Origin of the sequence: Pseudomonas sp. (assembly GCF_049300855.1) — a bacterium.
Classification (GTDB): Bacteria; Pseudomonadota; Gammaproteobacteria; order Pseudomonadales; family Pseudomonadaceae; genus Aquipseudomonas.
In genome coordinates this window covers 126,143-148,090 of the sequence record NZ_JBAQKH010000029.1, presented here as the reverse complement: position 1 = coordinate 148,090, position 21,948 = coordinate 126,143, and the positions used below count along the sequence as shown (strand labels likewise).

Annotated in this window: 17 protein-coding genes; 6 read left to right on the top strand and 11 right to left on the bottom strand. The window is 58.0% G+C overall.

Annotated features, from left to right (window positions below; translation table 11 throughout):
* Positions 1-207 precede the first annotated feature (207 nt).
* From WA225_RS15820 to WA225_RS15810, 3 genes are all read left to right on the top strand, one after another.
* A complete protein-coding gene (locus WA225_RS15820; RefSeq protein WP_422608615.1) occupies positions 208-1,599 on the top strand; it encodes a GntP family permease in 1,392 nt (463 codons plus the stop codon).
* A 7-nt stretch (positions 1,600-1,606) separates the two neighbouring features.
* Entirely contained in the window at positions 1,607-2,380 is a 774-nt protein-coding gene (gene hbdH, locus WA225_RS15815; RefSeq protein ID WP_422608614.1) for a 3-hydroxybutyrate dehydrogenase, read from the top strand.
* A 131-nt stretch (positions 2,381-2,511) separates the two neighbouring features.
* On the top strand, positions 2,512-4,485 hold the full coding sequence (locus WA225_RS15810; RefSeq protein ID WP_422608613.1) for an acetoacetate--CoA ligase: 1,974 nt from the start codon (positions 2,512-2,514) through the stop codon (positions 4,483-4,485).
* An 18-nt stretch (positions 4,486-4,503) separates the two neighbouring features.
* Here WA225_RS15810 and WA225_RS15805 read toward each other — a convergent pair whose 3' ends face one another.
* Both WA225_RS15805 and WA225_RS15800 read right to left on the bottom strand, forming a co-directional pair.
* Positions 4,504-8,178 (bottom strand): hypothetical protein, encoded by a 3,675-nt coding sequence (locus WA225_RS15805; RefSeq protein WP_422608612.1) that lies wholly within the window; start codon positions 8,176-8,178, stop codon positions 4,504-4,506.
* Positions 8,179-8,330: 152 nt separating this feature from the next.
* Complete coding sequence (locus WA225_RS15800; RefSeq protein WP_422608611.1) at positions 8,331-9,440, bottom strand: PilT/PilU family type 4a pilus ATPase; 1,110 nt, start codon at positions 9,438-9,440, stop codon at positions 8,331-8,333.
* 112 nt (positions 9,441-9,552) lie between these two features.
* On the opposite strand from WA225_RS15800, the gene WA225_RS15795 reads away from it, so the two are divergent.
* Together WA225_RS15795 and WA225_RS15790 are read left to right on the top strand one after the other, a co-directional pair.
* Positions 9,553-12,090 (top strand): PAS domain S-box protein, encoded by a 2,538-nt coding sequence (locus WA225_RS15795; RefSeq protein ID WP_422608610.1) that lies wholly within the window; start codon positions 9,553-9,555, stop codon positions 12,088-12,090.
* Positions 12,091-12,141: 51 nt separating this feature from the next.
* Positions 12,142-12,417 (top strand): peptidylprolyl isomerase, encoded by a 276-nt coding sequence (locus WA225_RS15790; protein ID WP_007912322.1) that lies wholly within the window; start codon positions 12,142-12,144, stop codon positions 12,415-12,417.
* A gap of 108 nt (positions 12,418-12,525) precedes the next feature.
* Here WA225_RS15790 and WA225_RS15785 read toward each other — a convergent pair whose 3' ends face one another.
* From WA225_RS15785 to WA225_RS15750, 8 genes are all read right to left on the bottom strand, one after another.
* On the bottom strand, positions 12,526-13,464 hold the full coding sequence (locus tag WA225_RS15785) for a sugar kinase (protein ID WP_422608609.1): 939 nt from the start codon (positions 13,462-13,464) through the stop codon (positions 12,526-12,528).
* Positions 13,465-13,618: 154 nt separating this feature from the next.
* Positions 13,619-14,833, bottom strand: a complete 1,215-nt coding sequence (locus WA225_RS15780) for an amino acid deaminase (protein WP_422608608.1) — start codon at positions 14,831-14,833, stop codon at positions 13,619-13,621.
* A gap of 39 nt (positions 14,834-14,872) precedes the next feature.
* Positions 14,873-15,637 (bottom strand): IclR family transcriptional regulator, encoded by a 765-nt coding sequence (locus tag WA225_RS15775; RefSeq protein WP_422608929.1) that lies wholly within the window; start codon positions 15,635-15,637, stop codon positions 14,873-14,875.
* Positions 15,638-15,847: 210 nt separating this feature from the next.
* Entirely contained in the window at positions 15,848-16,237 is a 390-nt protein-coding gene (locus tag WA225_RS15770) for a RidA family protein (RefSeq protein WP_422608607.1), read from the bottom strand.
* A gap of 28 nt (positions 16,238-16,265) precedes the next feature.
* Positions 16,266-17,057, bottom strand: coding sequence for an amino acid ABC transporter ATP-binding protein (locus WA225_RS15765; RefSeq protein ID WP_007912331.1), 792 nt, complete (start codon positions 17,055-17,057; stop codon positions 16,266-16,268).
* Complete coding sequence (locus WA225_RS15760) at positions 17,054-17,716, bottom strand: amino acid ABC transporter permease (RefSeq protein WP_422608606.1); 663 nt, start codon at positions 17,714-17,716, stop codon at positions 17,054-17,056. The genes WA225_RS15765 and WA225_RS15760 overlap by 4 nt, the downstream gene beginning before the upstream one ends.
* A gap of 9 nt (positions 17,717-17,725) precedes the next feature.
* The gene (locus tag WA225_RS15755; protein ID WP_003225455.1) at positions 17,726-18,388 is read right to left on the bottom strand and encodes an amino acid ABC transporter permease; all 663 of its coding nucleotides are present in this window, start codon (positions 18,386-18,388) and stop codon (positions 17,726-17,728) included.
* Positions 18,389-18,439: 51 nt separating this feature from the next.
* A complete protein-coding gene (locus WA225_RS15750) occupies positions 18,440-19,288 on the bottom strand; it encodes a transporter substrate-binding domain-containing protein (protein WP_422608605.1) in 849 nt (282 codons plus the stop codon).
* A 336-nt stretch (positions 19,289-19,624) separates the two neighbouring features.
* On the opposite strand from WA225_RS15750, the gene WA225_RS15745 reads away from it, so the two are divergent.
* Positions 19,625-20,056, top strand: a complete 432-nt coding sequence (locus WA225_RS15745) for a thioredoxin family protein (RefSeq protein ID WP_422608604.1) — start codon at positions 19,625-19,627, stop codon at positions 20,054-20,056.
* 163 nt (positions 20,057-20,219) lie between these two features.
* Here WA225_RS15745 and WA225_RS15740 read toward each other — a convergent pair whose 3' ends face one another.
* Positions 20,220-21,779 (bottom strand): TerC family protein, encoded by a 1,560-nt coding sequence (locus WA225_RS15740; protein WP_422608603.1) that lies wholly within the window; start codon positions 21,777-21,779, stop codon positions 20,220-20,222.
* Positions 21,780-21,948: the final 169 nt, after the last annotated feature.

The following is a 21,948-nucleotide window of genomic DNA, read 5'->3' as shown; positions in this document are numbered from 1 at the left end:
CGCACTCAAAAGTAGGCGCGAGCCTGCTCGCGAAAGCGTCATCCCTGCCGTCGAAAGTCTCTAAAAGGAGACAACTGTGATTACCCCATCCAAAACAAAATAAATAACTATTAGATATCAATGACTTAAAGATCTGGCACAAATCTCGCTAACAGCTCTCCCACACCTGTTTCACCCACAAAAATAACAATTCTGGAGAGACACACCATGAGTGTGATCATTGCCTTGGCGGCCCTCGCGCTGCTGATGCTGGCCGCCTACCGTGGCTACAGCGTTATCCTCTTCGCCCCGATTGCCGCCCTCGGCGCCGTCCTGCTCACCGACCCTTCTGCTGTCGCCCCCGCGTTCACCGGGGTGTTCATGGAGAAAATGGTCGGTTTCATCAAACTCTACTTTCCAGTGTTTCTGCTCGGCGCCGTGTTCGGCAAGTTGATCGAACTCTCGGGGTTCTCCCGTTCGATTGTCGCGGCGGCGATTCGCTTGCTCGGTACCCGACAAGCGATGCTGGTGATCGTGCTGGTCTGCGCCCTGCTCACCTACGGCGGCGTGTCGCTGTTTGTGGTGGTGTTTGCGGTGTATCCGTTTGCGGCCGAGATGTTCCGGCAGAGCAACATCCCTAAACGTCTGATCCCGGCGACCATCGCCCTCGGCGCGTTTTCTTTCACCATGGACGCCCTGCCCGGCACACCGCAGATCCAGAACATCATCCCCAGCACCTTTTTCAACACCACGGCATGGGCCGCGCCGTGGCTGGGAGTGATCGGTACGATTTTCGTGTTCTGCACCGGCATGCTGTTTCTGCAGCGTCAACGCAACAAGGCCCAGCGTGCAGGTGAAGGCTATGGCACCGAGTTGCGCAATGAACCGGAAACCGCTGAAGATCTCAAGCTGCCGAACCCGTGGATCGCGCTGTCGCCGTTATTGGCGGTGGGCATCATGAACCTGCTGTTCACGCAATGGATTCCACAGTGGTACGGCAAGACGCACAGCCTCGCGCTGCCGGGCATGGCCACGCCCGTGACCACCGAGATCGCCAAGCTGACGGCGATCTGGGCCGTGCAGGCGGCGCTGCTGATCGGCATCCTCATGGTGCTGGTGTTTGGCTTCAAGGCGATTCGCAGCAAGCTCGCTGAAGGCAGCAAAAGTGCTGTCAGCGGTGCGTTGCTGGCGGCAATGAACACCGCCTCTGAATATGGTTTCGGCGCGGTGATCGCCTCGCTGCCGGGCTTTCTGGTGCTGGCCGACTGGCTCAAGCAAATCCCCAATCCACTGGTCAACGAAGCCATTACCGTTACCCTGCTGGCCGGGATCACGGGTTCGGCATCGGGCGGCATGAGCATTGCGCTGGCGGCGATGTCCGAGCAGTTCATCGCGGCCGCCCACGCGGCGAACATCCCGCTGGAAGTGCTGCACCGTGTGGCCGCGATGGCCAGCGGCGGCATGGACACCCTGCCGCACAACGGCGCCGTCATCACCCTGCTCGCGGTCACCGGCCTGACCCACCGTGAAGCCTATAAAGACATTTTCTGTATTACGCTGATCAAGACCCTCGCGGTTTTCGTAGTGATCGGCACTTTCTACGCCACTGGCATTGTGTGAGGTATTCATGACGACTCTTTCGGGCAAAACCGCACTGGTCACCGGCTCCACCAGCGGCATCGGTCTGGGCATCGCACTGAGCCTGGCCAAGGCAGGGGCGAACCTGATTCTCAATGGTTTCGGCGATGCGTCCACCGTCATCGCCGAGGTCGGACAATACGGCGGCAAGGTCGGCCATCATCCGGCCGATGTCAGTGATCCGGCACAGATTGCCGAGATGATCGCCTACGCCGAGCGCGAGTTTGGCGGGGTCGATATTCTGGTCAACAACGCCGGCATTCAACATGTGGCGGCGGTCGAGGAATTCCCGGTGGAGCGCTGGGATTCGATCATTGCGATCAACTTGTCGTCGGTGTTTCACAGCACCCGGTTGAGCCTGCCGGGCATGCGCGCCAAAGGTTGGGGGCGGATCATCAACATCGCTTCCGTGCACGGTCAGGTCGGTTCGACCGGTAAAGCGGCTTACGTTGCCGCCAAGCATGGCGTGATCGGCCTGACCAAAGTGGTCGGGCTGGAAACCGCGACCAGCCAAGTCACCTGCAATGCGATCTGCCCGGGCTGGGTGTTGACGCCGCTGGTACAAAAGCAGATCGATGATCGTGCGGCCAAGGGTGTCGATCCGCAGCAGGCGCAGCATGATTTGCTCGCCGAAAAACAGCCGTCGCTGGAGTTCGTCACGCCGCAGCATCTGGGGGAACTGGTGTTGTTTCTGTGCAGTGAGGCCGGCAGTCAGGTACGTGGCGCGGCGTGGAATATTGATGGCGGGTGGTTGGCGCAGTAAGCCCCCCCTTTCTGTGGGAGCGCGCCTGCTGGTGAAAGCGCTGTAACAGTCGACACCGCTGTTGAATGTCAGTCCGCTATCGCGAGCCGGCTCACTCCCACAGGTTCAGCGTGATAACAAGAGGCAAACCAATGTCCGAAATTCTCTGGCAACCCGAGCCCCAGCGCATCGCCAAATCGCGTATGGACACCTTTCGGCGTGCGATCAATCAGCGTCATTCGCTGCACCTTGACGACTACCCTGCCCTGCACCAATGGAGCATCGAGCAGCGCAGTGAATTCTGGCAGGACATCGTCGACTTCTTCGATATTCGCTTCCATACCCAGCCCGACGCCGTACTGCGTGAGGGCTCACAGATGCCCAGCGCGACATGGTTTCCCGGTGCCACCCTGAACTTTGCCGAACACCTGTTGCGGCGTCGCGACGATGCCGTGGCAGTCGTGGCCGTGGCGGAAAACGGCCAGCGTGAACAGTTGACCTGGGCTGAGCTGGCCGAACAGGTCGCTGGCTTTCAGGCCAGTTTGCAAGCCGGCGGCGTCGGCCTCGGTGATCGGGTGGCAGCATGCATGCCCAACACCTGGCAAACCCTCGTGGCAATGTTGGCGACCACCAGTCTCGGCGCAATCTGGTCGTGCTCGTCGCCGGACTTCGGCACCCACGGGGTGATCGACCGTTTCGGCCAGATCGATCCGAAAGTGCTGATCACCTGCGCCGGCTACCGGTACGCCGGCAAAGCAATCGACCAGACCGACAAGCTCAACGAAATCCTGCAACAACTGCCCTCGCTGCAACAGTTGATCATCGTGCCGTACGCGCGCCCGCAAGCTCGCGCCGAGGATTACCGGACCGACGCCGAAGTCAGCCTGTGGGATGACTTCTACCAAGCCGCCGGCGAGCCGGATTTTGTCCCGGTGCCGTTCAATCATCCGCTTTACGTGCTCTATTCGAGCGGCACTACGGGCGTGCCGAAATGCATCGTTCACAGCACCGGCGGCGTGCTGTTGCAACACGTCAAGGAGCACGGTCTGCATTGCGATCTCGGCCCCGGTGACCGGCTGTTCTACTACACCACCTGTGGCTGGATGATGTGGAACTGGCTGGTCTCGGCCCTCGCCGTCGGCAGCGCCGTGGTGTTGTACGACGGCTCACCGTTTTATCCCGAAACCGAGCGCTTACTGGGCTTGATCGACGATGAGCGCATCACTGTATTCGGCACCAGCCCCAAGTTCCTTGCGACACTCGAAAGCAGCGGCTGCAAACCGCGCGAAAGTCATGACCTGGGCACTCTGAAAACCCTGCTCTGTACCGGTTCTGCCCTGTCGCCGCAAAGTTACGACTATGTCTACCGTGACGTCAAAGCCGACGTGTGCCTGGCCTCGATGTCCGGCGGCACGGACATCGTCTCGTGCTTCGTCAACGGCAACCCGCTGTCACCGGTCAGGCGTGGCGAAATCATGGGCAAAAGTCTGGGCATGGCCGTGGCAGTGTGGAATGACGCCGGTCAACCCGTGATCGGCGAAAAGGGTGAGCTGGTGTGTACCCGGCACTTTCCGGCGATACCGATCGGGCTGTGGAATGACCCCGATGGCAGCAAGTTGCGGCAATCGTATTTCAGCCTCTTCCCAGGCGTCTGGGCGCAAGGTGACTACGCCGAACAACTGCCCCACGGCGCCATGCTGATCCACGGCCGCTCTGACGCGGTGCTCAACCCCGGTGGTGTGCGCATCGGCACGGCGGAAATCTATCGGCAGGTGGAGAAACTCCCGCAAGTACTCGACAGCGTCGCCATCGGCCAGCAATGGCAGGATGACGTGCGGGTGGTGCTATTTGTACGCTTGCAGGACGGCGTCGAACTGGATGAACCACTGCAGGCGCAGATCCGTCAGGTGATTCGCGCCAACACCACGCCGCGGCATGTGCCGGCGAAGATCGTTGCCGTCACTGATATACCGCGCACCATCAGCGGCAAGATCGTTGAACTTGCCGTAAGAAACGTGGTGCACGGGCAACCGGTGAAAAACACTGACGCTCTGGCCAACCCCGAAGCGTTGGAACAGTTTCGGGATCGGCCGGAACTGGGCGCGATCGAGGTCATTCAAAGATGAAATTCGCGTTGCACAGTTTTAGTTCAGGCTGACCACAATTTCACCCGTAATCGGCTGATTCGCACTGGCATTAATTGCTGCACGCATGACGCCGACGGTCACCGAAAACAGGGCTTCGTCCGTTTTCAACAGACTGAGCAATGCCACCGTAAGCGCTAGCGAGTCCGCATTGGCGAGCGCTTGATCACTGTTGTAGAAATCGTCAGCGCCGCTCATCTCCGTTCGCCGGTGGCGTCCCTTCGCCAGGTTTAGCAGCGGTGCGACATCCAGGCCTATCTTGCCGTCGATAGTCGCGCTTTCTGCTGTGACCAGACTGGTCTTGGCAGGGGTAACCCGTGTCATTTCATGAATGAGGTCATCCGCGATTTCGCCATAACCCGACAAGCTGAATCGCTGATTGAAGTTGATCGTATTGACCGTCATGTAACGCAAATGCTTCCTCTCCTGCGCACCCGCATTTTTCCACTTACCATAATCGAAAGGGTTTACCTGGATGATGCTGTCATCGACTTTAAAAACGTCCAGGTAAAGGTTACTCGCGGAAATGCCGCCAAAATCCAGCCTGATTGCACCTAATAAATTCGATAAGCCATCACGCGCAGCCGGGGTACTGCCCAAAAACAGTCCGATCGCGAGGTCAGTTTTGAAGTTCAAGTTGGGAGACCGCAGCACATCAATTGCGTTGTCAATTTTCAAGCGGGCTGCTGTCAAGCTGCGCTCTATAATATGACTCGTAAAAATATCCGGTATCGGCTTTTGTAGCAGCGGCAAACTGAATTTCTGTTGATGATCGAAATTAACAAGTCGCTTTCCCCATGGCTTACCCAGACGGTTGACTGCAAACCACTGACTACTTTTATTGATCGCGCAAACATTCAAAGCTGCCGCCGTACTTCCCACGGGACGCCACTTACCAAGCCCCAGACCTGCCGCACTCGACAGTTTGTGAAAATCCTGCGCAGTACCGGTCAACCTGCCCATCTGGACAACAGCAGCCTCCACCACCTTCACTCCTGACACACCTAAATGCATGACACTCTTAAACAATGCTTTGGACGCTTGGTAACCCGCGGTCGGTAATCCATCAATCGGGTTGAAGGTAGAAACCGTAAGCGACATGCCAAACCTGACCAGGCTGCCGATTTTTGCGGTCAGTGATACTGTCTTGGCTGCGATGTGCAAAATTTTCGCCGGCGCACCCAATACAGTAAAAAATATACCGATGGCATCCATCGTACATGCATAAACCCCATCAACAACCTGATTTTTATTTCCAGACGCCAAATCCTCGATGCATTTTTTGAATGGAACGCACAAATTAATAATATAGGTCAACAGCTCTTTATATGTATTGGCTGTACGCTCTTTATCTGTGTACTCGGTAAATACATCCCTGAAATCCTGAAGACTGCCCAACGGTCTGTTTTCCATTACAAAGCGGGCAATATTCTCGATGTGCTCATTGACAAAAAACTGATAAGAATTACGAGCCGTTTTCGTTGTGGATGTTGGCGCCGGGACTGAACCGAGCTTTTCTATGACCATGATCCCTGAAGCATTCTGCACAGGTTTTGTCCCGACGATGTAGCTATCGAAATCAGTCGGCACATTATGCGTTGCGGGCAATGGAAAAGATGCATCATTTAGCTTCCCTTTGTACTCTACCCTGCCAAGCATATTCATTTTTTTAGTGTAGACAATCAGTTTGCCTAACTCGTCATTCCTTCTGCACTCACCCAGCAAGGTGAACATTTCATAACATAACGTCTGATTATTGCCGTAGGACGCTATCATGATCACGCCAAACCGCCCTACCGCTTGATCCTTCTTTAACTGAACCTCGATATTTTCAGTTGGTTTATTACCCACACCCACCAGATTGTAATTGCTCGATGAGGGATAGTGCAGCTCGGCGACCGAGGGCCGAACAGTAAAAAAAGTGATCTTGCTGGAAGCAAATATTTCCCGATCGACACGAGGCATTCCGGCTATAGCCAATTTTATATTCGAACCCATAGCCTTATGAATATCTTTGTGATAACTGGCCAATTCCGCTTCGAACATCGGCTTGATCGGAGGCAACAGCAACAGCTCGGGATAGGCATTAAATATATTGGGCTCTTTATTCCAATCCCATTTCGCGGATGTCAATAAACCTTCGATATGCAGATCAAGCATCGATACCCTCATCGCAGAGAAGGCTTCCGGGCGTAACAGCGGTTGTTCGATAAAATCACAGTTGGGTACTGCCTGCTTCAAGGCGGTCATCGCCAATCGTTTTCGATTAGGAGGGGGCGCCGCAAACGCCTTGACTCCAAAGACCATTGCATCGACATGAGCTTTATAGGCATCCAGTGCACTTTGGGCTGCAGCAGTAGCAGAGGTGTTGAGGTTTTCATGAGTGATGACCTCGTTGATCAATGCCCAGTCAATGATCGGGTCGATAGCAGCAATACCCTGAAGTTGCCCCAGTACAGGACTAACCGTCTCCATATTTGCGAACTTCATGATCTGCTCATAAGACATGAAGCGCGAGGATCCTCTTCGATTGACCTCGACAAAATTTAGCGCTTGGCAAAAAGTCACCCAGCCTATCGAGCCGACATGAAGCGCCGCCGGCAGGTTTTTCACCAGCAGTCCGGGTGCCAAGTGAGCCAACAGCAAATGAGAAATCAAGGGGACGATCGAGTGCCAGTGACCCTCTGCAACGAGATAAGCCTCAAAATTTTCACGAAGCGTATACAAAGGCTTGTCAGCCATTGAACCAGGATCGTAAATATCAAACCGCCCAATGCAATTACGCTTTCTGCTTATCCCGATAGAGGGATCCGATTGCAAAATAATAGCGGTCAGTAAGACTTGCGCAAGGTCGTCTTCATCAACTTGTTGGGATGCCGTTGCCCCCCACCAGCCCAATGCCTCGATATATTCCCTGGCAAGTTTCTGCGAGGTGGAATGGCGAAGCAAAATCGCTATGACCTCATTCGCACTATTCCAATCGACAGTAACAGTATTATATGGCTTGACCCGTTTAAAAATACTGCCAAGCAAGCTCTCACCCGCTGGAACCTTTTTTTCAGTCAACGCACGGATCTCGGCACACTGAAGCGGCGTCAAGGCGATCGATCCATCATTGAAACCTGTTATCTGCTCCCAATAGTTGGCAAAGTTATCCGCCTCAGGCCACTTCCATTCAAGAAAACCAATTAAATTATCAAGTTTTGTGCTGTCATCCGGTACGTTGAACCCGTGAAAGCTTAACCATTGTGAGAGCAGCACTGTGTTATCACTGTAAACAAAGCCGCCGAGATCCTTGGCAATTGCAACTATCCGCTCAAGTTCAACAATGGCCTCGGCATTATGTTTAACGTTGTGCGTCACATCCACCCAGCCTTCTTCAAACAGATATACCTGAAGCTCCCCCGATGACGTCACCCTGCTGTACAGCGTTGAACTCATCAGTTTTATCAGTGCCCCAAGCATTTCACTCGCGGGTTTCTGCAAGCGCCCGAAAGAGGACTCTGGCCACAGCCTCATACCCCAGTCGCTAGTTTTCGATAAATCAAGCGCTTCATTTTCTTGCATTGCGCTCCTGAACTTCTTCAACTGATCGATCAATACCCTCCGCTCCGCTTCGTCTGCAGCAGAACTACGCACATTATCGACAGCAATCAATCCGGACATCTTGTTCAAATCACATCGATTCTTCATATCACGACTCTGTTTATTAATTATGACTTCTAGAACAGCAAGCCAAACTTAATAAAAACAGAAAAACTTTCAACTAATTAAATATAAGCCCACGTTTCACCCCCCCAACCCAACGATATTTTTCGGCATTCAACTTACTCCACCAACCCCCAATCACCTGTAGACATATCAGCCCCCCCTACAGACTCAACTTTCAGCTTTATACCAAGCCTTAAATTATTGACCGAGTCCGCATGTTTCAATGCCTCATCCACTGTAATCGCGCGCTCTTCGACCAACCGCAGCAGTGCTGTATCGAAGGTCTGCATGCCCGACTCTGCGGATTTTTCCATGAGACTTTTCAATTCGCCCAACTCATTGCGGCGGATCGAATCAGCAATTGTCGGAGTGCCCAATAACACCTCGACAGCCGCCCTTCGCTGCCCATCAACAGTGCGCACTAACCGCTGCGAGATAAATGCTTTCAGATTATTGCCCAGCGTGTGCAACAACTGTGGCCGTTGCTCTTCCGGGAACATGTTGATGATCCGCTCCAGTGCCTGATTGGCGTTGTGCGCGTGTAACGTCGACAGCACCAGATGCCCGGTATCGGCAAATGCCAAGGCATGCTCCATGGTTTCACGGTCACGTATTTCGCCGATCAGCACCACGTCCGGGGCCTGACGCAGGGTGTTTTTCAAAGCGGCGTGGAAGCTGCGCGTATCGACCCCGACTTCCCGTTGATTGATGATCGAACGCTGATGGCGATGGATGTACTCGATCGGATCCTCGATGGTGATGATGTGCCCGGTGCTGTGGCGATTGCGGTGATCGATCAGCGCCGCCAGAGACGTCGACTTGCCGGAATCGGTGGCACCGACGAATAGGATCAGTCCTTGCTTGAGCATGACGGTTTCGAGCAATACCGCTGGCAGTTTCAAATCAGCGAAACGCGGTATGTCGAGTTTGACGTTGCGAATGACGATCGATACATCGTTACGTTGTTTGAAAATGTTCACACGAAAACGCCCAATGCCCGTTCGCGAAATCGCCAGGTTCATTTCCAGATCCCGGTCGAACTCCCGGCGCTGCTCGGCGTCCATCAGGGAGGCGGCTATAGCGGCAGTGTCGCCGAGTTTGAAGGGCTGTTCGCTCAGCGCTGTCAGCACACCGTCGACACGCGCACTCGGCGGCGCGCCCGTGGAGAGGAACAGATCCGAACCGTTTTTATTGGACAAAACTGACAACAGTGCATCGATTTCCATGGCAAAAAGCACCCGCGAAGCATTCAATGAACAGAAATGGCCTGCGACACGCGCAGCTCAACTGCAACAATGATAGACGTCGCCTCACCGAACCACGCTCAGGACTGATGCAATGAATGCTGTACCGAACACCGACGACGCTCAGGCGCTGATTGCCCGCACCGACTGGAGCCGCAGCCCGCTGGGCGCTGCCAGCGGCTGGCCGCAAAGCCTGCGCACGGCGGTGGACATCGTGCTGCACTCGCCGATGCCGATGCTGCTGCTGTGGGGGCCGCAGCTCACGCAGATCTACAACAACGGCTTCGCCCTGCTCGCCGGCCACAAGCATCCGCACGCTTTCGGACAGCCGGCGCACCTTATATGGCCGGAACTTCGCGACTTTACCGACCCGATTTACAGCGCCGTCCTACAAGGCCAGGTGCGCACCTACAGCGAACGCCGCTTTACCCTGCAACGGGATGGCAAGGATTCCGACTTCTGGCTGGATTTGACCTACAGCCCGATCCGCGATGAAACCGCGCAAGTGGCCGGTATTCTCGTCACGGCCATCGAAACCAACGAGCGCCGGCGCATCGCCCTGGAATTGCAGCAACGCTCCGAAGACAGCCTCAAGGCGCAACGGCAAACCGAAGAACGCCTGCAACTGGCGTTGGCCGCAACCGATGCCGTGGGCACCTGGGATTGGGACATCGGCGAAGACCGCTTCATCGCCGACGCGCATTTCGCCCAATTGCATGGCGTTGATCCGGCGCAGGCCAGTCGGTTACCCATCACGGATTACTTGCAGGGCGTGCACCCGGAAGACCGCGCGTTGATCGCCCGCAGCATCAAACACTGCATCACCCACGGCACCGAATACGCCGAGGAGTATCGGCTGCTGCAGCCCGACGGCGTGCTGCGCTGGGTGTTTGCCCGTGGCCGTTGCTACAAGGATCACCATGGTCGGCCCGTGCGCTTCCTCGGTGCGGCGCTGGACCTGACCGAGCGCAAACACACCGAACAGGCCTTGCGCCAGAGCCAGACGGAACTGCAGTTGATCATCAACGCCATGCCGATCCTGATCAGCTACGTCGACCACGAAGAACGCTTTCGCCTGAACAACGCCGCCTATCTGGACTGGTATGGGCTGACGCCGCAGGAACTCTACGGCCGCACCATTCGCGAAGTGATCGGCGAAGAAGCCTACTTCTTGCGCGCGCCATACATCGCCGAAGCGCTGGCCGGCAGGCCGTGTTCGTTCAGTCTGTACACCACGCACCGGGATGGCAGCAGCCGCCATGCGTTGATGAACTACCTGCCGCGCCACGGTGCCGATGGCGCGGTCAACGGTTTCTACATCTTTGTCATCGATGAAACCGAGCGCAAGAAAACCGAAGAAGCGTTGCGTAATCTCAACGAGACGCTGGAGGAGCGCGTCAGCGCCCGCACCGAGCAACTGGCCCAGGCCAATCAGCGTCTGCAGAACGAGATGTTCGAGCGCGAGCGCGCCGAAGATGCGTTGCGCCATGCGCAGAAGATGGAAGCGGTCGGCCAGCTCACCGGCGGCATCGCCCACGATTTCAACAATATGCTCACCGGCATCATCGGCAGCCTCGACCTGATGCAGCGCTACATAGCCGACGGACGGGCCAACGAGATCGGGCGCTTCACCGAGGCAGCCGTGTCGTCGGCCAATCGCGCGGCGGCCCTGACCCATCGCTTGCTGGCGTTTTCCCGACGCCAGTCGCTGGACCGCAAACAGCTCAACGTCAACGAGCTGATCGCGTCGCTGGAAGATCTGATACTGCGGACCAAAGGCGATCCGATCGAACTGAAACTGAAGCTGGCGGAAAATCTGTGGCCGGTCAGCACTGACGTCAGCCAATTGGAAAATGCCCTGCTCAATCTGGTGATCAACGCCCGCGACGCGATGCCCGACGGCGGTGAACTGCTGATCGAAACCGCCAACGTCTACCTCGACGGCAGTGACATCACCACACTGGAACCGGTGAAGGCTGGTGACTACCTGATGCTGGCGGTCAGCGACAACGGCACCGGCATGACGCCCTCCGTGCGCTCCAAGGCATTCGATCCGTTCTTCACCACCAAACCGATCGGCCAGGGCACAGGGTTGGGGCTGTCGATGATTTATGGTTTTGCCCAGCAGTCCGGTGGCCATGTCAGCCTCGACAGCCTGCCGGGCCAGGGCACTTGCGTGCGGTTGTACTTGCCGCGCTGGTACGGCGCCGAGGCGGAACAGCCGGCAATCACGCCCTCTGAACAAGCGCCGGCGACGGCGACGGGCGAGACCGTGGTGGTCGTTGAAGATGACCCGGCCGTGCGCATGCTGGTGCTCGACCTGCTCAAAGAGCTCGGTTATCGGGCGTTCGAAGCCGAAGACGCGAAGACGGCGCTGCCCCTGCTGGAATCCGATCTGCGCGTCGACCTGCTGGTCACCGATGTTGGCCTGCCGGGCATGAACGGCCGGCAACTGGCGGAGATCGCCCGTCAGCATCGACCGGGGCTCAAGGTGCTGTTCATGACCGGCTACGCGCAGAAAGCTGCCGAGCGTCAGGGCTTTCTCGAAGACGGCATGGACATGGTCGCCAAACCTTTTGCCATTGAGTTACTCGCCAGCAAGATCCGCACGATGATCAGTCAAACCCCGTGACTTGAGGCATAATCCGCGCCCCGCCGTCACCCCGTTATCAGGTATCGCACGATGAAAGCCCAAGCCCGCCACATTCTGGTGAAAACCGCCGAAGAAGCCGAACAGCTCAAACAACGCATCGCCAAGGGTGAAGCGTTTGATGTGCTGGCAAAGAAATTTTCGACCTGCCCGTCCGGCAAGCGTGGTGGTGATCTGGGTGAAGTGCGGCCGGGGCAGATGGTCGGCGCGATTGATGCGGTGATCTTCAAAAAGCCGCTGCGCACAGTGCATGGGCCGATCAAGAGCAAATTCGGTTATCACCTGGTGCAGGTGTTTTACCGCGACTGAAGACTTGGCTTCAGGGCCCTTTCGCGAGCAAGCTCGCTCCCACATTTGGAATGCACTTTCCGGTGGGAGCGAGCCTGCTCGCGAACCGATTGCGCAGCAAGCGGCCATTCAAGCCTGTTTCGGAATCAATGCCCCCGGCACCTGAATCACCCGGCTCGCCAATTGATGCCCGGCCTCGGCAGCCTCCGTCGGACTGCCGCCCAGCAATCGACTGGCCAAATACGCCGCACTGAACGAATCCCCCGCCGCCGTGGTGTCCACCACCTTCTCGACCTTCTGCGCCGGCACTTCGAACGCCTCACCCTCACACTGAATCAGACACGCCTCGGCACCGCGCTTGAGCACCACTTCCGCCGTGCCGAACTGTGCGTATGCGGCAAACACCGCAGCGCAATCGGCAAAACCGAACAGCGCCTGCTCGTCATCCACCGTCAGCAATGCCAGGTCAACGTAGGGCAAAACGCTGCGATAGGCGGCCCGCGCGTCTTCCACCGAGGCCCACAAGCGCGGGCGGTAGTTGTTGTCGAAGACAATTCGCGCATCGCGTTGACGCGCATCGATCAGGGTCTGGATCAAGCGCTCCCGGCCCTTCGCGCCGAGCACAGCCAGGGTGATGCCGCTGAAATACACCACGTCGTAATCCGGCAACGCAGCCAGAATCGGTTCGGCAGCCGGGGTGGTGAAGCAGTCGCGAACCGCCGCCTCGTTACGCCAATAGAGGAAACGCCGCTCGCCCTTGGCGTCGGTCTGAATGCAGTACAGGCCCGGCAGACGCCCGGGCAGGCGCTGGACCAGATCGAGACCAATGCCTTCGTCGGACCAGATCTGGCACATGGCGTCGCTGAAACTGTCATCGCCCAGCGCGGTGACGTAGTCGACCTCGGCCTTGTCGCCCAAAGCGCGGGACAGGTAGACCGCTGTGTTGAGGGTGTCACCGCCGAAGCTTTGCTGGAGGCTGCCGTCGGCGCGCTGCTGCAGTTCGATCATGCATTCGCCGATCAGGGCGATGCGCGGGATGTTCGGGCCCAGGGGGCTCAGGGTGTTCATCTTGTGCTGTCTCTGTTGATTCGCGGGTGTCTGGGCGGGCTTCATCGCTGGCAAGCCAGCTCCCAAGGATTCATGTCGTACACAGATCTTTTCATCACACTTAACCCTGTGGGAGCTGGCTTGCCAGCGATTGGCCGCCACTCGGTCTCGGGCCTTAGAAACAGGTTTCCATGCTCTCGATCACCGACAACTCTTCATCCACCAGCAAACCCACGCGCCACTTGTCAAACGTCAGGCACGGGTGCGATGTGCCAAAGGAAATGATGTCACCCACGCGCAACTCAACGCCCGGCGCCACCGTCATGAACGCGTGCTGATCCATCACCGCCGTGACCTTGCACGCACCGACATCTTCGCCCAACGCCGGCACCACACCGGCCTTGTAACGCAACAACGGCACCGGCAAACCGGCATCGAACGCGACATCACGCTTGCCCAGCGCGATCACCGCAAAGCCCGGCTCGGGCAGCGACTGCACGTGCGCCCAGACTTCCAGTGCCGGACGCAAACCTTCGTGCAGATCGCTGCGGCGATCGAGCACGCAGCACTGCGCCTCTTTGTAGATGCCATGGTCGTGGGCCACGTAACTGCCCGGACGCAACACGCTGAGGAAACGCCCGGCGGCGTTCTGCGCTTCGAACGATTCGGCAATCAGGTCGTACCAGGCCGAGCCCGAGGCAGTGATGATCGGTTTGCCGATGGCAAATGCGCCGCTGTCCTGCAACTGCACGGCCAGGCGCACCAAGGACGCCGCAAACTCACGAATCCCGCTGACCGCGTGATCGCCGTGAATCACGCCTTCGTAACCTTCGATGCCGGTGAGGGCCAGCGCCGGTTGCGCGTTGATGGCCTTGGCCAGCGCGATGACTTCCTGCTCGCTGCGGCAACCGCAGCGCCCGCCGACCACGCCGTATTCGATCATCACGTTCAGCTTGACCCCGCGCGAGGCGAAGTAGGCGCCGAGATCGGCGACGTTGTCCGGATGGTCGACCATGCAATAGAAATCGAACGACGGATCGGCGAGCAGATCGGCAATCAACGCCATGTTCGGCGTGCCGACCAACTGGTTGGCCATGAGCACGCGGCGTACACCGTGAGCATAGGCCGCGCGCGTCTGAGTAGCGCTGGCCAGCGTGATGCCCCATGCGCCGGCGTCGAGCTGACGCTTGAACAGTGCCGGGGTCATGCTGGTTTTGCCGTGAGGCGCAAGTTGCGCGCCGCTGTCGCTGACAAACTTCTGCATCCAGCGGATGTTGTGCTCGAGCGCCTCGCGGTGCAGCACCAGGGCCGGCAGGCTGACGTCGCGAACCAGTTGCGCGCCGACGGCGGCGTCGCCCTTTTCCACAGCAGAATTGATGGCAGTCGTCATGGTCGAACTCCTCGTATTCACGGCGGCAGGCAGCCGTGGTTATTCGTTGATGCGCCGGGCGAGGCTGTTGGCGCTCTCGATCAGAACCCGGCGATAGTCGTTGTAATTGTTCTTCGCATCGGCCCGGGGGGCGACGATGCACAAGGTGCAAATCGCTACGCCTTGGGGGTCTTTGACCGGGGCGGCGAAGCAATGGGTAAAGGTGTCGGCGACGCTGTCGAAAGAGAAGAATCCATCGATGCCGGCCTGGCGGATTTGCGCCAGGAACAGCTCCAGCGGCAAGCGTTCGCCGTCCGGCAGGATGTAATCGTCTTCGTCGATCAAATCGATGATCTGCTGATCGCTCAAATGCGCGAGCAACAAGCGCCCGGAGGCTGTCCACGGGATCGGGGCGTTTTCACCGATGTCGGAAGAAATGCGAAAGTGCCGCTCGCCCTCCTTCATCAGTGCCACCGTGTATTTGCGCCCGTTGAGCAGGCACATCTGCGCGGTTTCATGGGTCTGGCTGACGATCTCCTGCAAGGCGTGATCGGCTTCGCGACTGAGGTCGAAATGACGCAAATGCGCCTGACCGAGAAAGTACAACTGCCGGCCGAGATAGACGTGACCGTCCTTGCCCACCGGTTCCAGAATCCGCCGCTCCAGCAGCGAAGCGACCAGTTCGTAGACCGTGGATTTCGGGCTGCCGATGCCGTTGGCGATGTCGTTCGGGCGCAGCGGCTGGCCGATCTCCTTGAGGAAATCGAGGATATCGAACGCCCGGTCCAGACCGCGGGCCCGGCGCTTGATGGTGTCTTCGGTCATTTCAGTGGTTCCCATTCAAAGTCGCCGGATGGTAACTGGCCCTAGGGGTTGTGTCAGTTGGATTGCTGCCCTCACCCCCCGCCCTCTCCCCGAGGGAGAGGGAGCCTGACCGTGTCGATGCATAAATCACTGATAAACGCTGACTCTGCATCGATACAGATCAGTTCCCTCTCCCTCCGGGAGAGGGCTAGGGTGAGGGGGAAGCTTCACTCAGATTTTCTTCTTGTAGGCAATGCAGTCGATCTCAACCTTGCAATCAACCATCATGCTCGCCTGCACACAAGCCCGCGCCGGTGCGTGTTCAGGTTTGAAGTATTCGCCGAAAACCTTGTTGAAACTGCTGAAATCCCGCGGATCATCCAGCCACACCCCGGCACGCACGACATCTTCCAGGCCATAACCGGCTTCTTCGAGAATCGCGATCAGGTTCTTCATGGTCTGGTGGGTCTGCTCGACGATGCCGCCAACAATGATTTCGCCATCCACCGCCGGCACCTGGCCGGACACATGCAGCCAGCCATCCGCTTCAACGGCGCGAGCGAATGGACGGGGCTGGCCGCCCGCGGCGGTGCTGCCGGTGCCGTAACGGGTAATGCTCATGGGAACTTCTCCTGATTCAAAACGAAAGTTAAAACCGCGTGCTCTTGAGAAACTCAGCCAGACGCGGTGATTGCGGGCGTTCGAACAGCTCCTTGGGAGGCCCCTGCTCTTCGATCCGCCCCTGATTCATGAAAACGATCTTGTCCGAGACCTCGAAGGCAAAACGCATTTCGTGGGTCACCAGCAGCATGGTCATGCCGTCCTCGGCCAGGCCCTTGATCACGTTGAGCACTTCGCCGACCAGTTCCGGGTCGAGGGCCGAGGTGACCTCATCAAAGAGCATCAAACTCGGGTTCATCGCAATCGCCCGGGCGATCGCCACGCGCTGTTGCTGACCACCCGACAACTGGCCGGGAAAGTGATTGCGCCGTTCCAGCAGGCCAACGCGCTCCAGCCATTTTTCGGCGAGCACCACGGCTTCGTCCTTGTGCATCTTCTTGACCTTGAGCAGGCCCAGGGTGACGTTTTGCAACGCGGTCAGATGCGGGAACAGGTTGAACTGCTGGAACGCCATGCCGGTCATCGCGCGATGGCGGGCGATGACTTTTTCCGCATGCCGAACGCGCTTGCCGTTGACCTCGTCGTAACCGATGGATTCACCGTCGAGCAGAATCTGTCCGCCCTGAAATTCTTCGAGCATGTTCACGCAACGCAGCAGCGTGGTCTTGCCCGATCCGCTGGAGCCGATCAGCGTCACTACGTTGCCGCGCTGCATGCTCAGATCGACACCCTTGAGCACTTCGACTGCGCCGTACTGTTTGTGCAGGCCACGGATGTCCAGCAACGCCTGATTCTGTGGGGAAACTTGAGCTTGAGTCATGGCAGGGCCACCCGCTTTTCAATGTGCCGGCCGAGTAATTCGATGCCGTAGTTGATGACGAAGAACAGAAAACCGGCGAACAGGTAGAACTGCAGAGTCATGAAGTTCCGGGCGATGATCTGTTGCGTGCTGAGCAGCAATTCGGCGACGCCGATCACCGAGAGCAAGGTCGAGGCCTTGACGATTTCGGTGGACGAGTTGACCCAGGTCGGCAGGATCTGCCGCAATGCCTGAGGCAACAGTACGTAGCCGAGGGATTGATAGAACGTCAGGCCGATGGCCTGGCTCGCTTCCATCTGCCCGCGCGGCAAGGCTTGCAGCGCACCACGGACAATCTCGGCGACGTGGGAGCCGCAGAACAGCGTCAGCCCCAAGGCCCCAGCCTGAAATGCACTGATCTGCCAACCGAGTGCCGGCGCCATATAGAAGCAGGCCAGCACCAATACAAACACCGGTGTACCGCGAATCAGGTCGACGTAAAAACGGAACGGCGCGCGCATCCAGAACTTGCCGTAGGTCAGCACCAGACCGGTGACCACGCCGAGCACAGTGCCGAGCAGGATCGCCAGCGCCGACACTTGCACACTGGTCAAAAAGCCCTGCCACAGCGGTTCACGCGCGACCCACAATTCATGTAACCAACTGGGAGATTCGTACATCGCAGCCTCCTATCGGCGGATTGCCAGACGCTGCTCGAGGTAACGCAGCAGCATGGCAATGAGGTAACAGGCCGCGACATACAACGCCGTGGTCACCAGCCAGGTTTCAATCACCCGGTAGCTTTCGACGTTGATCTTGCGCGCGTAATAGGTCAGCTCCGGCACCGCAATCGCGGCGGCCAGCGAGGTGTCCTTGAACAGCGAAATGAAGTTGTTCGACAGTGCCGGCAAGACATTGCGCAACATCACCGGCACCGTGACGTAGGCCTTGACCTGCCACTCGCCGAGACCGATGGCCAACCCGGCTTCGCGCTGGCCCTTGGGGATGCTCAGCAAACCACCGCGGAACACTTCGGTCAGGTACGCACCGGCATACAACGACAGGGTGATGATGAACGACGGGATTTTGTCCAGACGAATCCCCAGGCTCGGCAAGGCAAAGTAGATCAACAGAATCAACACCAGAATCGGCGTGTTCCGCACCACCGTGACGTACACCGAAGCCAGCACCCGCAAGGCGCGATGCTTTGACAGCAAGGCAAACGCCATCAGCAGGCCGATCACGCAGCCGATGGCGATCGACACCAGTGCCAGTTCAAGGCCCAGACCGAGCCCCGCCAGCAAGGTGTCGAAATCGCGCCACACGGCGGCAAAGTTCAACTGATAGTTCATGGTCAGCAGTACCTTGAGCGGGGCGAAGTAAATCGCCCCACTCTCACGGGATCATTTGAATTCGACTGGGAAACCAATGGCTGGGGAAGGCAGATCAACACCGAACCACTGCTTGAACGAGGCGGCGTAAGTCGGGAATTCAACGCCGGTCATGGCTTCATGCAACGCCGTGTTGACGAAGTTCAGCCAGTCCTGATCGCCGCGTTTGACTGCGCAGGCGTAGGTTTGCGGGCTCCACGCATAGCTTGGGCTGCGATAGCGGCCAGGGTTCTGCACCATCAGGTACTTGACCGAGGACTGGTCGGTGGCAGCGGCATCGGCGCGACCGGAGTTCACCGCCTGGTACATCAGGTCGACGCTGTCGTACTGATCGACCTTGGCTTTGGGCAGGGCCTGATGCACCAATTCTTCGGCATAGACGTTTTGCAGCACCGCCACGGTGACGCTGTCGCCGCCGGCTTGCAGGTCTTCGATTTCCTTGTACTTGCTGTTGTTCGGCAGCAGCAGACCAACACCTTCGCGGTAGTACGGCAGCGTGAACGCCACTTGCTGCGCACGGCTGGCTGTAACGGTAATGAACTGGCAGCTCATGTCGACCTTGTCGGTGAGCAGATTGGGGATCCGCGCATCAGACGACTGCACGACGAACTCGACTTTGCTCGGGTCGTTGAACAGACCTTTGGCGACGATCCGCGCGATGTCGATATCAAACCCCTGCAACTTGCCGTCCGCGCCCTGAAAGTGCCACGGCGCATTGGTGCTGCCAGTACCGACAATCAATTTGCCACGGGCCAGAACACTGTCGAGCTTGCTGTCGGCCGCCTGGGCCGTGCCCATGACAGCGGACGAAGCCGCAAGAACAAAAACACACGCTTTGAACAAGGAAGGTCGGCGATGCATGGCAAGCACTCCAGAGGTTGTTTATTCCGCTATACCGGAACTCGTTTTGTTACTACGGAATAGACAGCAGAAAGTGTGCCACAGGATTGGACGAGAATCTGCGACGAAGCGAAATGTTTTCGAAATCAAAGAGATGCAAAAAGGCAGGGAGGCGCTGTTACGTAAGGCCTCCTGAAGACACGCTACCGTAGGCTACACACGGCGGGTATTCGCGCCACATTTCAGGGCACCTGACACAAAACCGCGCGGGTTACACCTGTCAACTCTGACAGTAGGCGCAGTGTCCGGGCAGGTTTACCGTCACCTGATTCAACGACGCCCGAAAAGGACAGGCTCATGAGCGCGAATATCCCCCTCTTCACGTTGCCCCCCACCTACCGCAAAGCCCTGAAAACCTGGCGTCCGGTGATCCTGTATTTCGCCAACGAGCACTGCCCCGCCTGCGAGTGGGCCGGCCCGATCTTTCGCCAGACAGCCGAGCCATATCGGCATCGCGCCAATATCTACATGCTCAATACCCGCGAGTCGCCGCGCCATCCGCTGGTAACGGGGACGCCCACGGTGCTGTTTTACAAGAACGGCAAACTGGTGAAGAAGCTCAAAGGCATCGGCACTGAAGAAACGCTCGCACGGGATTTCGCCGAGCACATCGGCAAGATCAAAGCTCCATCGACTCCGCATAGGCACCGGCATGATATGGCGTGGTTGCGCCGAACACTTCGTACTCTGCGCACTGTCCCTCGGGCACGCCTGCGGAGCCTGTGTTGAACATGCAGACTGAATAGTCCCCAGTGACATCTACATAGGCGGACAGATTGTCATCGCTGGCAAACCAGCCACAGGTTCGATGGCGCTCAAAAATTCCGAGTCCGACACCAAATCCTGTGGGAGCTGGCCTGCCAGCGATGGGGCCTTACGGTCGACAATACTTTTAAGCGCTGGCGCGCACCAAAAGCACCCGCGTCACCCGCCGCTCTTCCACTGCTTTGACCGTCATGTGCCAACCATCGAGTTCCAGACGATCACCAATAACCGGCAGACGATCCAGCAAACTCATGACCAGCCCCGCCATGGTCTGATAGTCCTCAGTCGCTTCGGCGCCAAACCCGGTACGTTGTCGCACTCGCGCCAGGTTCAACGCGCCGCTGACGATAAACCCGCCCTGCGCCTCGACCACGTCCGGGCCTTCGATTTCGCTGGCGTCCGGCAACTCACCGGCAATCGATTCAAGAATGTCGGTCATCGTCAGCACGCCGACGAAATCACCGAATTCGTTGACCACGAAGGCAATGTGCGTCGATGCCGCGCGCATCTGCTCCAGCGCATTGAGGATCGAATAGCTGTCGAGCAGGTTGATCGTCTTGCGCGCCAGATGCTCAAGATTCGGTTCAACGCCGGCGAGGTATTCCTTGAGCAATTCTTTCTTGTGCACAAAACCCAGTGGCTCATCCACCGCACCGTGGCGAATCAGCGGCAGACGCGAGTAAGAGGAATGCATCAGCTTGGTGCGAATCGCTTCGGCGTCGTCAGCCAGATCAATGCTGTCGACATCGGCGCGTACCGTCATCAAGCGACGGATCGGGCGCTCGGCCAGTTGCAATACGCCGCTGATCATCACCCGCTCGCGACGGTCGAACAGTTCCGCGCTTGGCGCGTCACCGTCGTCAAGCAGGTCAGAGATCTCCTCGCCAACCTCTTCCGCCGCCAGTTTGCGTCCGCCCAGCAGGCGCATCACCGCGTGAGCGGTGCGCTCGCGCATCGGCCGCAGGCCCTGCATCGAGCGCTTGCGACGGGCCCGGGCGATCTGGTTGAACACCTCGATCAGAATCGAGAAACCGATGGCGGCGTACAGATAACCTTTCGGGATGTGGAAACCCAGGCCTTCAGCGGTCAGGGCAAAACCGATCATCATCAAGAAGCCCAGACACAGCATGATCACCGTCGGGTGCGCGTTGACGAAGCGCGTCAGCGGCTTGCTCGCGACGATCATCAGACCGATCGAGATGATTACCGCGATCATCATCACCGCCAGCTCATCGACCATGCCCACGGCGGTAATCACCGCGTCGAGCGAGAACACCGCGTCGAGCACCACGATCTGCGCCACGATCGGCCAGAACAGCGCATAGGCTGTGTTGCTCGATCGCTCGCCAACGTGGCCTTCCAGTCGTTCGTGCAACTCCATCGTTGCCTTGAACAACAGGAACACACCACCGAACAGCATGATCAGGTCTCGGCCGGAGAAGCTCTTGTCGAACACCTCGAACAACGGCTGCGTGAGGGTCACCAGCCAGGAAATACTCGCCAACAGGCCCAGACGCATGATCAGCGCCAACGACAGGCCGATGATCCGCGCACGGTCACGCTGATGCGGCGGCAGCTTGTCCGCGAGGATGGCGATGAACACCAGGTTGTCGATACCCAGCACCAGTTCCAGCACGATCAATGTCAACAAGCCCAACCAGGCCGTGGGATCCGCTAACCATTCCATAAAACGTCTCTATCTCTCTCAGTGAATTCAGGCAGCCGGACACGGCAAAGTGCAACGCGAAGGCGCTAAAGCCGCGTTATCAACGATGGTCGGGAGTCGAAAAACTGGATGCTGCGAGTGCGTCAAGACCGCGCCATGGCGCGAGGGGAAGCTGAAACTGGGAGGCTCC